Annotated in this window: 12 protein-coding genes; 8 read left to right on the top strand and 4 right to left on the bottom strand. The window is 57.3% G+C overall.

The annotated features are described in order from the left end of the window. Positions 1-5: 5 nt before the first annotated feature. A complete protein-coding gene (gene yjeJ / locus ABLV76_RS07610; protein ID WP_348878266.1) occupies positions 6-869 on the top strand; it encodes a YjeJ family protein in 864 nt (287 codons plus the stop codon). Between the two features lie 54 nt (positions 870-923). Here the strand turns inward: yjeJ and ABLV76_RS07605 are convergent, their stop codons facing one another. The 3 genes from ABLV76_RS07605 to ABLV76_RS07595 form a co-directional block, all read right to left on the bottom strand. Further along, positions 924-1,277, bottom strand: a complete 354-nt coding sequence (locus ABLV76_RS07605; protein ID WP_004206410.1) for a DUF4156 domain-containing protein — start codon at positions 1,275-1,277, stop codon at positions 924-926. 258 nt (positions 1,278-1,535) lie between these two features. Beyond that, on the bottom strand, positions 1,536-3,182 hold the full coding sequence (groL, locus tag ABLV76_RS07600) for a chaperonin GroEL (protein ID WP_002885441.1): 1,647 nt from the start codon (positions 3,180-3,182) through the stop codon (positions 1,536-1,538). A 37-nt stretch (positions 3,183-3,219) separates the two neighbouring features. Further along, positions 3,220-3,513: a co-chaperone GroES gene (locus ABLV76_RS07595; protein ID WP_004152420.1), complete on the bottom strand. Its 294-nt coding sequence runs from the start codon at positions 3,511-3,513 to the stop codon at positions 3,220-3,222. 233 nt (positions 3,514-3,746) lie between these two features. Here ABLV76_RS07595 and yjeH point away from each other — a divergent pair, with 233 nt between their 5' ends. Then, a complete protein-coding gene (gene yjeH, locus ABLV76_RS07590) occupies positions 3,747-4,997 on the top strand; it encodes an L-methionine/branched-chain amino acid transporter (RefSeq protein ID WP_348878265.1) in 1,251 nt (416 codons plus the stop codon). Positions 4,998-5,047: 50 nt separating this feature from the next. Here the strand turns inward: yjeH and ABLV76_RS07585 are convergent, their stop codons facing one another. Then, the gene (locus ABLV76_RS07585; RefSeq protein WP_348878264.1) at positions 5,048-5,524 is read right to left on the bottom strand and encodes an FxsA family protein; all 477 of its coding nucleotides are present in this window, start codon (positions 5,522-5,524) and stop codon (positions 5,048-5,050) included. A gap of 337 nt (positions 5,525-5,861) precedes the next feature. Here ABLV76_RS07585 and aspA point away from each other — a divergent pair, with 337 nt between their 5' ends. The 6 genes from aspA to ABLV76_RS07555 all read left to right on the top strand — a co-directional run bounded on the left by aspA (position 5,862) and on the right by ABLV76_RS07555 (position 13,700). Continuing rightward, positions 5,862-7,298 (top strand): aspartate ammonia-lyase, encoded by a 1,437-nt coding sequence (gene aspA / locus ABLV76_RS07580; protein ID WP_002885424.1) that lies wholly within the window; start codon positions 5,862-5,864, stop codon positions 7,296-7,298. Positions 7,299-7,412: 114 nt separating this feature from the next. Beyond that, positions 7,413-8,714: an anaerobic C4-dicarboxylate transporter gene (locus ABLV76_RS07575; protein ID WP_017900073.1), complete on the top strand. Its 1,302-nt coding sequence runs from the start codon at positions 7,413-7,415 to the stop codon at positions 8,712-8,714. Between the two features lie 124 nt (positions 8,715-8,838). Further along, positions 8,839-9,162 (top strand): divalent cation tolerance protein CutA, encoded by a 324-nt coding sequence (gene cutA, locus ABLV76_RS07570; protein WP_004206404.1) that lies wholly within the window; start codon positions 8,839-8,841, stop codon positions 9,160-9,162. After that, the gene (locus ABLV76_RS07565; protein ID WP_043519265.1) at positions 9,138-10,934 is read left to right on the top strand and encodes a protein-disulfide reductase DsbD; all 1,797 of its coding nucleotides are present in this window, start codon (positions 9,138-9,140) and stop codon (positions 10,932-10,934) included. Before cutA ends, ABLV76_RS07565 begins: the two co-directional genes overlap by 25 nt. 20 nt (positions 10,935-10,954) lie before the next feature. Beyond that, on the top strand, positions 10,955-11,545 hold the full coding sequence (locus ABLV76_RS07560; RefSeq protein ID WP_004206402.1) for a transcriptional regulator: 591 nt from the start codon (positions 10,955-10,957) through the stop codon (positions 11,543-11,545). A gap of 67 nt (positions 11,546-11,612) precedes the next feature. Further along, positions 11,613-13,700, top strand: coding sequence for a DUF1176 domain-containing protein (locus ABLV76_RS07555; protein WP_043519264.1), 2,088 nt, complete (start codon positions 11,613-11,615; stop codon positions 13,698-13,700). Positions 13,701-13,846 lie beyond the last annotated feature (146 nt).

Here is a 13,846-nt window from a genome sequence, read left to right as displayed (position 1 = left end):
AGATTATGCAAGGAACGTTTATTGGTTTTAATACTGCAGGAATTACTTTTGAAGAGCGTTTCCTGGCGCTGTTACTTAAGGTCAAGAAAGCGAATAATACCTGTGAGATTTTCTATCTTCAGGCACCCGTATTATCCGACCTGCTTCTGATATTGCAAAGTAGAATGGCCTTAATTTTTCAGCGACTTGAAAATAAAGGCGAGGCTTACAAAGATGAGATTATCGCTTATAACGAAACACTCGTAACCCATATCCCCACGGTAGAAATGGCTGAAATACAACAGCCTTCTCCTGAGCGGCGTATAATGTCTATTACGCTTAAACCTGGCGAAACGCAGTCAACGCTGATCCTGGTATTTCAGGATGAGCAAATTAAGACGTTAACTATTGATGACCGACAGGTTGAAGCCCTGATAATCGGTATTCAACAGGCATTAAAAACAGTCGGCGATCAGGAACTTATCCAGTATTTAAGTTCAAATATGGATTTTTTAATGTGCTACAGCGTCGACTTAACTACTCAGCCGAATATTGATTACCAGCAGTATCCCCAGGAAGAATGGAAGCTAAACCTGTTTTCCCATTATCTGGGCGTGCTCTATTGCTGCGAGACGGACGAAGGCAAGAAAATTGTCTCCGGAGCGGTGGTAAAAACCAGTGCGCCACATTTATCTGAAATGGAAAACAGCGTGGTAGTACGCCTTATTGAGAAAAGCCCCAAGCTTAAGGCGATGCACACGGCGCTGGCGCCATGCCAAATCTTCAGTACCATTATTCCTTCCCAGCCAGGAAGAATGCTCAGCCTGGAAGAGTGTCTGCGTCCCCTGCATGCCTTCTATCTGGAGAAGAAAGCGGAGCTTAACGCCTGACCCTCTTCTACCGGTCACGCCTCTCTCTACGCTCGCAGAGAGAGGCATCGCGCATCAGTTCGGGCACTTATATACCTGGCCGTTCATCTCGCTGTCGGTGGGCACAAAGCTCGACAACAGATTTTGCGTCGGGCTGCTGACGCCATAAATCACGTTGCCGCCCATGGCTGCCGCCTGGTTACGCAGGGCGTTAGCCGCACCGCGCATGGAGCCACCCTCATCGCCATTCTGGCCGGAGAGCCAGTTACTCTGTTTACCCGTCGCGGTCCCTAACAGCTGACACTCTGCGCCCGGCTTCTCCTGTACAAAACGCACATTCTGGCCGGCAGAGGTTAATTCATTGCTGGAACTGCAACCTGCTAACAGTAAGGCTGCGCCGGCAATCCCTGCTAAATATTTTACCTGCATGTTATTCCCCATGATCGATGAGCTGGACGCACTGGCCCGGATGTAAACCTGTCATCCTTCAAACTGCGTCGGCATGAGCCGCTTTCATTCCTTACCCGGTCGCGCTTGTCAGTCGCTTCCGATACGAAGGTGCTTGCCGCTCTGATACAGCTTAAATGATTTTATGTATAAGCCTTATACTAAAAAGCGCACCAAAAGAAAAACCCCCAGCCATTGCTGGCCAGGGGTTTCTGCTTTTTTATGCTGTATAGCGCACGATTACATCATGCCGCCCATACCGCCCATGCCGCCCATGCCGCCAGCAGCACCTAAATCAGGCGCGTCGCCTTTCGGCAGGTCGGTCACCATGCACTCGGTGGTGATCATCAGGCCAGCCACGGAAGCCGCGTACTGCAGTGCAGAACGGGTTACTTTGGTTGGGTCCAGGATACCGAAGTCGATCATGTTGCCGTATTCTTCAGTTGCCGCGTTGTAACCGTAGTTACCGTCGCCTGCTTTCACGTTGTTCGCGACAACAGACGGCTCTTCACCGGCGTTGGACACGATCTGACGCAGCGGCGCTTCCATTGCGCGCAGCGCAACTTTGATACCGACGTTCTGATCTTCGTTCTGACCGGTCAGGCCAGCGAGTTTCGCAGCAACGCGAACCAGCGCTACGCCGCCGCCAGCCACCACGCCTTCTTCAACCGCAGCACGGGTTGCGTGCAGGGCGTCGTCGACGCGTGCTTTTTTCTCTTTCATTTCAACTTCGGTAGCTGCACCGACTTTGATTACTGCCACGCCGCCAGCCAGTTTAGCGACACGTTCCTGCAGTTTTTCACGGTCATAGTCGGAGGTTGCTTCTTCGATCTGCTTACGGATCTGAGCAACACGGCCCTGGATTGCGGACTCTTCGCCAACGCCATCGATGATGGTGGTGGTGTCTTTATTGATAACCACGCGTTTCGCCTGGCCCAGGTCTTCCAGAGTTGCTTTTTCCAGCTCCATACCGATCTCTTCAGAGATAACGGTACCTCCGGTCAGAGTAGCGATATCCTGCAGCATGGCTTTACGACGGTCGCCGAAGCCCGGCGCTTTCACCGCAGCCACTTTAACGATGCCGCGCATGGTGTTAACCACCAGGGTCGCCAGCGCTTCGCCTTCAACGTCTTCAGCGATGATAACCAGCGGTTTGCCCGCTTTCGCTACAGCTTCCAGAACCGGCAGCATTTCGCGGATGTTGGAGATTTTTTTGTCAGCCAGCAGGATGAACGGGCTTTCCAGCTCAACGGCGCCGGTGTCCGGCTTGTTGATGAAGTACGGGGACAGGTAGCCACGGTCGAACTGCATACCTTCAACCACGTCCAGTTCGTCTTCCAGGCCAGTACCGTCTTCAACGGTGATCACGCCTTCTTTACCGACTTTGTCCATCGCTTCCGCGATCAGTTTACCTACGGTTTCGTCAGAGTTAGCGGAGATGGTACCTACCTGAGCGATAGCTTTGGAGTCAGAGCACGGAACAGACAGCGCTTTCAGCTCTTCTACTGCAGCCAGTACCGCTTTATCGATACCGCGTTTCAGATCCATCGGGTTCATGCCTGCAGCAACCGCTTTCAGGCCTTCGTTCACAATGGCCTGCGCCAGCACGGTTGCGGTGGTGGTACCGTCGCCTGCCGCGTCGTTCGCTTTAGAGGCAACTTCTTTCACCATCTGCGCGCCCATGTTTTCAAACTTGTCTTCCAGTTCGATTTCACGAGCAACGGAAACGCCATCTTTGGTGATGGTCGGCGCGCCGAAGGATTTGTCCAGAACCACGTTACGGCCTTTCGGGCCCAGGGTCACTTTAACTGCATCTGCCAGTACGTTTACGCCGCGCAGCATTTTTACACGAGCGTCGTTACCGAATTTTACGTCTTTTGCTGCCATTTCTTATATTCCTCAAATTCGTTCAGGGTCGTGCGAATTAAGCTTCAACAATTGCCAGGATGTCGCTTTCGGACATGATCAGCACTTCTTCGTTGTCAATCTTTTCAGTCTTCACGCCGTAGCCATCGTTGAAAATCACGATGTCACCAACTTTAACGTCCAGCGGCTGCACGGTCCCGTTTTCCAGGATGCGGCCTTTACCGACAGCGATGATTTCGCCACGCGTTGACTTAGCTGCTGCAGAACCGGTCAGAACGATGCCGCCCGCAGATTTGGTTTCAACTTCTTTACGTTTGACGATCACACGATCATGTAACGGACGAATACTCATTGATAGCTCTCCTTCGAGAAAGTCATTATCAGTTATGGGTGACGCCGGGCCGAACGCGGTTTACCGGCTAGTGCAGAGAGAGATGGGGATGGCCATTTCCGGCTTCAAGGGCAAAATTAAAAAAAAATTTTTACCTTTGCGCTGGCACGCAAAAAGCGGCGTCACCGGGCAACCGGTCATAAGGAAAAGCGATTGTGATACTCTCTTTCTTTTTACTGGCGCAGGATGGAATCATGAGTGGTTTAAAACAGGAGTTAGGGCTGGGACAGGGAGTCGGGTTGCTTTCCACCTCACTGCTGGGCACTGGCGTTTTCGCCGTCCCGGCGCTTGCGGCGCTGGTCGCTGGCGATAACAGCCTGTGGGCATGGCCGTTGCTCATCCTCCTTGTTTTTCCGATTGCCATCGTCTTCGCCCTGCTGGGCCGCCATTTCCCCAGCGCGGGCGGCGTGGCCCACTTTGTCGATATGGCCTTTGGCCCACGTCTGGCTAGCGTCACCGGCTGGTTATTTTTATCGGTTATCCCGGTCGGGCTCCCCGCCGCGCTGCACATCGCCACTGGCTTCGGCCAGGCGCTGTTCGGCTGGCATGATGCGCAGCTGTTGCTGGCGGAGCTAGGTACCCTGGCCATCGTCTGGTGGGTCGGTTCACGCGGCGCCAGCTCCAGCGCCAACCTGCAGACCCTGGTTGCCGTGCTGATTGTCGCGCTGATCGTCGCCGTCTGGTGGCGCGGCGGAATAAGCCCGGCGCAAATCCCCTTCCCCGCCCCGGCGGCGATCGACCGCAGCCAGCTCTTCTCCGCGCTGTCGGTGATGTTCTGGTGCTTTGTCGGGCTGGAAGCCTTTGCCCATCTCGCCTCGGAGTTTAAACATCCCGAGCGCGATTTTCCCCGCGCGCTGATGATAGGCCTGCTGCTTGCCGGCTCGGTCTACTGGGCCTGTACCGTGCTGGTGTTGCACTTCCACGCGTTTGGCGAGGAGATGGCGGCGGCCGCGTCTTTACCGAATATCGTGGTCCGCCTGTTCGGCGTCGAAGCGCTGTGGGTGGCCTGCGTCATCGGCTATCTCGCCTGTTTCGCCAGCCTTAACATCTATATTCAGAGCTTCGCCCGCCTGGTCTGGTCGCAGGCGCAGCATAAGCCGCAGAGCTACCTCGCGAGGCTGTCGCCGCGGCAGATCCCGCGCAACGCCCTCAACGCCGTGCTGGGCTCCTGCGTGGTCAGCACCCTGTGTATCTATTTTCTCGATATCAATCTGGACGCGCTGATCGTCTATGCCAACGGCATTTTCATCATGATCTATCTGCTGTGCATGCTGGCGGGCTGTCGTTTGCTGCGCGGGCGCTATCGGCTGCTGGCGGCGGTGGGCAGCATTCTCTGTCTGCTGCTGCTGGCGATGGTCGGCTGGAAGAGTTTGTACGCGCTGGTGATGCTGGCGGCGCTGTGGTTGTTTTTACCGAGACGCAAGCTGGCGACAGGCAGCGTATAGGCGCAATAAGAAAGCGGCCCGGTCGCGTCTGCTGACCGGGCCGATAAAAGTTAATCGCGGCGATCGTCCTTATGGTCCAGACGGTCGCGCTGTTCTTCCTTGCGCTGGAATTCCCCTTCGAAGGTCTCTCCACCGCCAGTCCCGGCGCTGAAGCCGCCGCCCGGCATCCGGCTGAAGCGCAAATGCGGCATCAGCTTCATCGTCAGGTGCTTCTGCACCGGGGGCAAAAGCAGCAGCAGGCCGAGGAAATCGGTAAAGAACCCCGGGATCAACAGCAGCAGGCCAGCGATAATGAGCGAGACGCTTTTGATCATCTCCGCCGCCGGGCTCTCGCCCGCGGCCATCTTCTGCTGCATCAGCAGGAAGTTTTTGAAGCCCTGGTTACGCACCAGCGACATCCCCACCACCGAGCTAAAGATCACCAGGATCAGCGTCATAAAGACGCCCAGCACGTGCGCGACCTGGATAAAGATCGATATCTCAATGTACACGTAAAGAAAAAAGGCAATAAACGGAATCCAACGCACCGGCGTCTCCTTCATCGACAGGCACCGAGTTCGGCCCCCGTAGTTATCAATTTGCTGATTGCATCCCACTAAGATGGGGATGCTGAGCGGCTTTTCAATCAGCGGAAATGCTTATTTTTTCCAGGAATAGGAAAGCGGTGACCCATTTCACAGATTAATAAATCTTCTCACACCCGCGATGTAATAAGTGATCAAGCTTACTGATATTCGCTATCATCAGCATATGATCTTGGGCACCGGGCCGGTTAAGGAAATAATCGTCGGCCAGAAAATATACTGAATACTGGATATTCTGTGTATTTGGTGAATTCATTGGCAGCTTGAAAAGAAGGTTCACATGTTAAACAACATTCGTATCGAAGAAGATCTGTTGGGCACCAGGGAAGTTCCCGCGGACGCTTACTACGGCGTTCATACTCTGCGAGCGATTGAAAACTTCTACATTAGCAACAGCAAAATCAGCGACATACCAGAATTCGTGCGCGGCATGGTAATGGTGAAGAAAGCCGCGGCGCTGGCAAACAAGGAGCTGCAGACCATTCCCAAAAGCGCGGCAAATGCGATTATCGCCGCCTGTGACGAAGTCCTGAATAACGGCAAATGCATGGACCAGTTCCCGGTCGATGTCTTCCAGGGCGGGGCCGGCACTTCCGTAAACATGAACACCAACGAAGTCCTGGCGAACATCGGCCTCGAGCTGATGGGTCACCAGAAAGGTGAATACCAGTATCTGAACCCAAACGATCACGTTAACAAATGTCAGTCCACCAACGATGCCTACCCGACCGGGTTCCGCATCGCGGTGTATGCCTCCATCCTCAAACTAATCGATGCGATTAAGCAACTGGGCGAAGGTTTCCAGGCGAAAGCCGTAGAATTCCAGGACATCCTCAAGATGGGCCGCACTCAGCTGCAGGACGCGGTGCCGATGACCCTCGGCCAGGAGTTCCATGCCTTCAATGTGCTGCTCAATGAAGAGACCAAAAGCATTCTGCGCACCGCGGAGCTGCTGCTGGAGGTGAACCTTGGCGCAACCGCCATCGGCACCCGCCTCAACACCCCGGACGGTTATCAACAGCTGGCGGTACAGAAGCTGGCGGAAGTGAGCAACCTCCCGGTCGTTCCGGCGGAAGACTTGATTGAAGCCACCTCGGACTGCGGGGCGTACGTCATGGTCCACAGCTCGCTGAAACGCCTGGCGGTGAAACTGTCCAAGATCTGTAACGACCTGCGCCTGCTCTCTTCCGGACCGCGCGCGGGCCTCAACGAAATCAACCTGCCTGAGCTGCAGGCTGGTTCTTCTATTATGCCGGCGAAGGTTAACCCTGTGGTGCCGGAGGTGGTCAACCAGGTCTGCTTTAAAGTGATCGGCAACGACACCACAGTAACCATGGCCTCCGAAGCCGGGCAGCTGCAGCTGAACGTAATGGAGCCAGTGATCGGCCAGGCGATGTTCGAATCTATCCATATTCTGACCAACGCCTGCTACAACCTGCTGGAGAAATGCGTCAACGGCATTACCGCCAACAAAGCGGTGTGCGAAGGTTACGTCTATAACTCCATCGGTATCGTTACTTACCTCAACCCGTTTATCGGCCACCACAATGGCGATATCGTCGGCAAGATCTGCGCCGAAACCGGGAAGAGCGTGCGGGAAGTGGTGCTGGAGCGTGGGCTGCTGACGGCGGCGGAGCTGGATGACATTTTCTCCGCGCAAAACCTGATGCATCCTGCTTATAAAGCGAAGCGTTATACCGATGAAAGCGAACAGTAATCTTTCCGGATAGTCATTCAAAGGCATGTCAGCGATGACATGCCTTTTTGCTTTTTAGTTTTACTAAAATACAACAATCCAATATCAACTTGTTAAAAAACAAGGAAGGCATATATGTTTGGTGCAGAACTGGTTATTGTCCTGCTGGCGATTTATCTCGGCGCCCGGCTCGGCGGCATCGGTATCGGCTTTGCCGGTGGCCTTGGCGTCCTTGTCCTGACGCTTATTTTTCAAATTAAACCGGGTGCGATCCCCTTCGACGTTATTGAAATCATTATGGCGGTGATTGCCGCTATCGCCGCCATGCAGGTCGCAGGCGGGATGGATTACCTCGTCAGCCTCGCCGAACGGATGCTGCGTCGCCACCCGAAATATATTACCTTCCTTGCCCCGCTGGTGACCTGGTTTATGACCGTGCTCGCCGGCACTGGCCATACCGCCTTCTCCACGCTGCCGGTGATCACCGAAGTGGCCAAAGAGCAAGGCATCCGTCCGTCCCGTCCGCTGTCGATTGCGGTGGTGGCCTCCCAGATAGCGATCACCGCTTCGCCTATCTCCGCCGCGGTGGTGTTCTTTGCCGGGATCCTGGAGCCGCTGGGCGTTAGCTACCTGATGCTGTTGGCCATCTGTATTCCGGTCACCCTGCTGGCGGTAATGCTCACCGCTATCGTCTGCAACTTCCTCGGCTGCGAGCTGAAAGACGATCCTGTTTACCAGGAGCGGCTGGCCAAGGGTGAAGTCAGTCTACGCGGCAGCCAGGTATTTGAACTGAAGCCGCACGCCAAACGTTCCGTTCTGCTGTTTCTGATCGGCATCGTGGCGGTGATGTTCTACGCTACGGCCATCAGCGATACCGTCGGCCTGATCAAAAACCCTGTACTACCGCGTAACGAGGCGATCGTGGTGTTTATGCTGACCATCGCCACCCTGATCAGCATCACCTGCAAAATCGACACCGGCGAAGTGCTCAATGCCAGTACCTTTAAGTCCGGGATGAGCGCTTGCGTCTGCGTGCTCGGCGTCGCCTGGCTGGGGGATACCTTCGTTAAAGCGCATATCAGCGACATCCAGGCCGTGGCCGGCGACTTGCTGCAAAACTACCCGTGGCTGCTGGCGGTGGTGCTGTTCTTCGCCGCCACGCTGCTCTACTCGCAGGCGGCCACCACCAAAGCGCTGATGCCCGCCGCGCTGCTGCTGGGCGTCAGCCCGCTGACGGCGATTGCCTCCTTTGCCGCGGTCTCGGCGCTGTTCGTCCTGCCCACCTACCCGACCCTGCTGGCGGCGGTGGAGATGGACGACACCGGCTCAACCCGCATTGGTAAATATGTCTTTAACCACGCCTTCCTGATCCCCGGCGTTATCGCTATCACCCTGTGCGTGATCCTGGGTTTCATCTTCGGCGGGATTATGCTGTAAATGCCGTCGGCAGCGGGCCCCGCACGGGCCCGCTGCCCGTTTCCCTCCCATTCCCCGCTCGTGACGCTAATATCCCCGCATCTTGCATGCTATAGTGCCTCTTTTCGCTGATACGAGGTTCATGATGACTACGCCTGATGCTGTTGTTGTGCTCTGTACCGCGCCGGATGAAGCAACCGCCCAGGATCTGGCGGCGAAAGCGCTGGCGGAAAAGCTGGCCGCCTGCGCCACGCTCCTGCCGGGGGCCACCTCGCTCTATTACTGGGAAGGGAAGCTGGAGCAGGAGTATGAAGTTCAGATGCTGCTCAAAACCGATCTTGCCCATCAGCAGGCGCTGCTGGACTGCCTGAAGTCTCACCACCCGTATCAAACCCCTGAACTGCTGGTTCTGCCCGTCACGTATGGAGACAACGATTACCTCTCATGGCTTACCGCATCATTACGCTGATCCTGCTGCTGTGCAGCGCGTCAGCCACCGCCGGGTTATTCGACGCACCGGGGCGCTCGAACTTCGTGCCTGCTGACCAGGCCTTCGCCTTTGACTTTCAGCAGCAACAGCATGACCTCAACCTGAGCTGGCAAATCAAGGATGGTTATTATCTTTATCGTCAACAGTTTACCTTCCGCGCCGCCGGGGCGACTCTCGACGAACCGGCACTGCCGGCGGGCGAGTGGCACGAGGATGAGTTTTACGGCAAAAGCGAGATCTTTCGCCAGCGCCTGACCGTTCCGGTCACGGTGAAGCAGGCGGACAAAGACGCCACTCTCACCGTCACCTGGCAGGGCTGCGCCGATGCCGGATTCTGTTATCCGCCGGAGACCAAAGTGATCCCGCTGAGCGCCGTGCTGGCGGCTTCGGCAGATGGCCAGGCGTCCACCATTGACCCTGCGCCGCCGACGAGCAGTCGTCCGGTGTTCAACCCGCCGCTGCCGGTTGAGCCGCGTCCGTCCCCGGAGATCGCCACTTCACCTGCGCCTGCCTCTGCGCCGCCAGCTGACGCCCCCGCCCGCCTGCCTTTTACCGCCCTGTGGGCGCTGCTGATAGGCATTGGTATCGCCTTCACCCCCTGCGTGCTGCCGATGTACCCGCTGATTTCCGGCATCGTGCTGGGCGGTAAACAGCGGCTTTCCACCGCGCGCGCCCTGCTGCTGGCCTTTATTTATGTCCAGGGGATGGCCTTAACCTACACCGCGCTGGGGCTGGTGGTGGCCGCCGCCGGGCTGCAGTTCCAGGCGGCCCTGCAGCACCCGTATGTGCTGGTGGGTCTGTCGGCGGTGTTTATACTGTTGGCCCTCTCCATGTTCGGCCTGTTTACGCTGCAGCTGCCCTCCTCGCTGCAAACGCGGCTGGCGCTGCTCAGCAATAAACGCCAGGGCGGATCGCCCGGCGGAGTCTTTGCGATGGGCGCTATTGCCGGGCTGATCTGCTCCCCCTGCACCACCGCGCCGCTGAGCGCCATCCTGTTATATATCGCCCAGAGCGGTAATCTGTGGCTGGGCGGCGGCACGTTGTACCTCTACGCGCTGGGCATGGGCCTGCCGTTGATCCTCGTCACCGTGTTTGGCAACCGTCTGCTGCCGAAGAGCGGGCCATGGATGGGCCATGTGAAGACCGCCTTCGGGTTCGTGATCCTGGCTCTGCCCGTTTTCCTGCTGGAGCGCATACTCGGCGACCAGTGGGGATTACGTCTGTGGTCAATGCTCGGTATCGCCTTCTTCAGCTGGGCGTTTATCACCTCGCTGGGCGCCACCCGGCCGTGGATGCGGCTGGTGCAAATCATTCTTCTTGCCGCCGCGCTGGTCAGCGCCCGTCCCCTGCAGGACTGGGCGTTTGGCGCCCCGGCGCTCGAGCAGCAGGCGCACCTGGCCTTCACCCGCGTCAGCTCGGTGGCCGAGCTTGACCGGACGCTGGCGCAGGCAAAAGGTCAGCCGGTGATGCTCGATCTCTACGCCGACTGGTGCGTGGCCTGCAAAGAGTTTGAAAAATACACCTTTAGCTCACCTGACGTGCAGCAGGCGCTGAAAGGCGTCGTGTTATTACAGGTTGATGTGACGAAGAACAGTCCGCAAGACGCCGCGCTGCTGAAGCGCCTGCAGGTGCTCGGTCTGCCGACGATCCTGTTCTTCAACGCGCAGGGTCAGGAACAGCCCGACCGGCGAGTCACCGGCTTTATGGATGCTGCGGCATTCAGCGCCCATTTGCGCGATTGGCAAGCGTGAGCGACACTTTAGGAGGAAAGATGGAGGAGAACACCGTGCTGCGTGAAGACGTCCTGGCAGAAGCCATTAAAATTCTTGAAATTGAAGGTATCGCCAACACGTCGCTGGAGATGGTCGCTGAGCGCGTGTCCTGTCCGACGAGCGACCTGAAACGCTTCTGGCCCGATCGTGAAGCGCTGCTGTATGACGCGCTTCGCTATCTGAGCCAACAGGTGGATGCCTGGCGCCGTCAGCTGCTGCTGGACGACACCTTAAGCGCAGAGCAAAAGCTGCTAGCACGCTATAGCGCACTCACCACCTGCGTCAGCAATCAGCGTTACCCCGGCTGTTTGTTTATCGCCGCCTGCACCTTCTATCCGGATGCCCAGCACCCGATTCACCAGCTGGCGGAACAGCAGAAGCAGGCTTCGCTGGCCTACACCCATGAGCTGCTGACCCAGCTGGAGGTGGATGATCCGGAAATGGTCGCCAAGCAGATGGAGCTGATTGTCGAGGGCTGTCTGAGCCGTCTGCTGATCAAACGTAGCCAGACGGATGTCGATACGGCGCGGCGGCTGGCAGAAGATATTCTGCGCTTCGCCCAGTGCCGTATGGGCGGGGCATTAACCTGATTCTGATATCCTAACCGCCATGTCGCGCCTATAATTTCCCCCTCACTGATTGCTGACAGGGATTGATATGCGCGCGTTCTTCTGGGCTGTCTGGCTGGGGCTGTGTTCTACGCCCCTGCTGGCGGCTCCCCTGCAAGGTTTTTCCTTTGCGCAAAAAGACTGGGAGCTCGCCTGCGATAACACCGGCACCTGCCGGGCGGCGGGTTACGGCGACCGCATGGGCGAGGTTAGCGTGCTGTTGACCCGCAACGCGGGCAGCGAACAGCATCCCACCGCCACGGTCACCTTCGCGCAGATCGAACACGATATCCCCGCCGACTCCACCGCCAGCCTGCTGATCGACGACCGGGACCTCGGCTCGCTGGATGCCGTGGATGACAGCCACTTCCGTCTGGACAGCGATCAGACATCCGCCGTGCTGCAGGCCCTGGCGAACCAGCGTAAAATCGAATTCGCCCTTAACGGCCAGCACATGCTGCTTTCCAGCGCTGGCAGCCGCGAAGTGCTGCGTAAAATGGATGCGTTTCAGCGACGAACCGGCACCGCCGATGCGCTGCTGGATAAAGGCGATGCGGGCGACGACGCCATTTTGCCCGCCGCCCCCGCCCCGGAAATCATCGCCGCACCGGTGATCCACAACGCGCAGCCTGTACCGCTAAGCATGCTCCAGCGCCAGAAGCTGTTGCCCTCCCTGACGCCGCTGCTGAATCAGCGCTGTGAAGACTGGCAGAACCCGGCCATTCCGGCGGCAGAGCGCCAGATTACCCTCACCGCGCTGGATAAAACCCATTCGCTGGCGCAGGCGCTCTGCTGGCGAGCGCCCTATAACGATGGCTATGCCCTGTGGCTGGTCGATAACGCCCAGTTGAGCAAACCGCGGCTGCTCACTACCGAGGCCTCCAGCTACGCCAACGGCACGCTGGTCTTCCTGCATAAAGAGCGGGGCATGGCCGACTGCGTAACCGGCGAGACGCGGGTCTGGGAGGGTAAGACCTTCGTTCCCAGCCTGAAGTACAGCACCGGTATGTGCCGGGAAATCACCCCGGGCGGTACCTGGATGCTGCCGACCTTTGTCAGCCAGGTGATCCCGAAGCAGCAGAAAGAGGCGGATAACCTGGCCCTGCGAACGCTGTATAACGCGGTGCTGAAGGCGCAAAAAAGCGATCCCGAACTGGCGCTGAACCGGGTCGCCGAGCAGTTTCCGTTAACCGGCCATATTACCGACTTCACCCTCACTTACGCCGATGACAGCCTGGTGACGACCAGCAAACCGTCCCCGGATATCAGCGATGACGAGTGGCAGGCGTTTCTGCGCTCCGCAATTAGCGCAGATTCAGAAAACGGCAAAGTCAGCTTTACGCTTATCGACCTCGACGGCGACGGCAAACGCGATCTGATCATCGACAGCTACGTGGGCGGCACCGGGCTCTTCAGCTACACCGGGGTGCTCCGGCGCGGCGATAATGACTTTGCCGCCGTCGACGGTAGCGACAGTGATAATGGCGACGATTTCGATGCCGGGGTGCCCGGCGCCCTCTTTTCCATTAATGGCCGCGGGGCTAACCAGTGGAACCACTGGGTCAAAATCAACGGCCAGGTGTATGCCCTGTGGTACAACGGCCAGTTTGGCGAAGATAATCTCTACCTGCTGCGCCCGTTCAGCACCGCCAGCCAGACGCCCGCGGTGACGGTTCGCTATCGCTATACGCTGAACAGCATCCGCTCCCCGGAGAAAGACCAACCGCTGACCCCCAGCCTGAGCGACGGCGATAAAGCGGATCTGCTGCGCTCGCTGGAGGTTATGCAGGGCAACCTGCTGAAAGATAAGCCCGCCAGCGACAACGATGCACCGATCTGCCCCATTCCGCCCGGCACCTCCGCCGACGAGGCGGACAACTACTACAGCGGCGTTGCCGTCAACTATATCTATGAGACGGTGGCCTATATTCCGGTGTGGCTGAACGGAAAATGTTATATCGGCACCATTTTCAGCCATCATGGCGCCTATCGTCACGGCGTGGATGCGGAAATCACGCTGAGCTCGCCGCGGGAAGATGAAGAGGTGATTGGTGATTACCTGATTTCCGGGTTGCGTCACGTTATCTCCGTCACCAGCGGCTGGAAAAGCCGTCAAGGTGATAACGGCATGCAGTGATATTGAGTCAAAATGCGCCTTTGAACGCGGAATTGCCGCAAAGATAAGCAATCGACAAGTAATTTAAGAAATTTGGTTGACGGGGTGGGCGGATTACGGTTTAATGCGCCCCGTTGCCCGGATAGCTCAGTCGGTAGAGCAGGGGA

It is taken from the genome of Klebsiella sp. GB_Kp047 (assembly GCF_040065235.1).
Taxonomy (GTDB): Bacteria; Pseudomonadota; Gammaproteobacteria; order Enterobacterales; family Enterobacteriaceae; genus Klebsiella; species Klebsiella quasipneumoniae.
The sequence above is the reverse complement of the archived record's forward strand: the minus strand, read 5'-3'. Positions and strand labels throughout refer to the sequence as shown.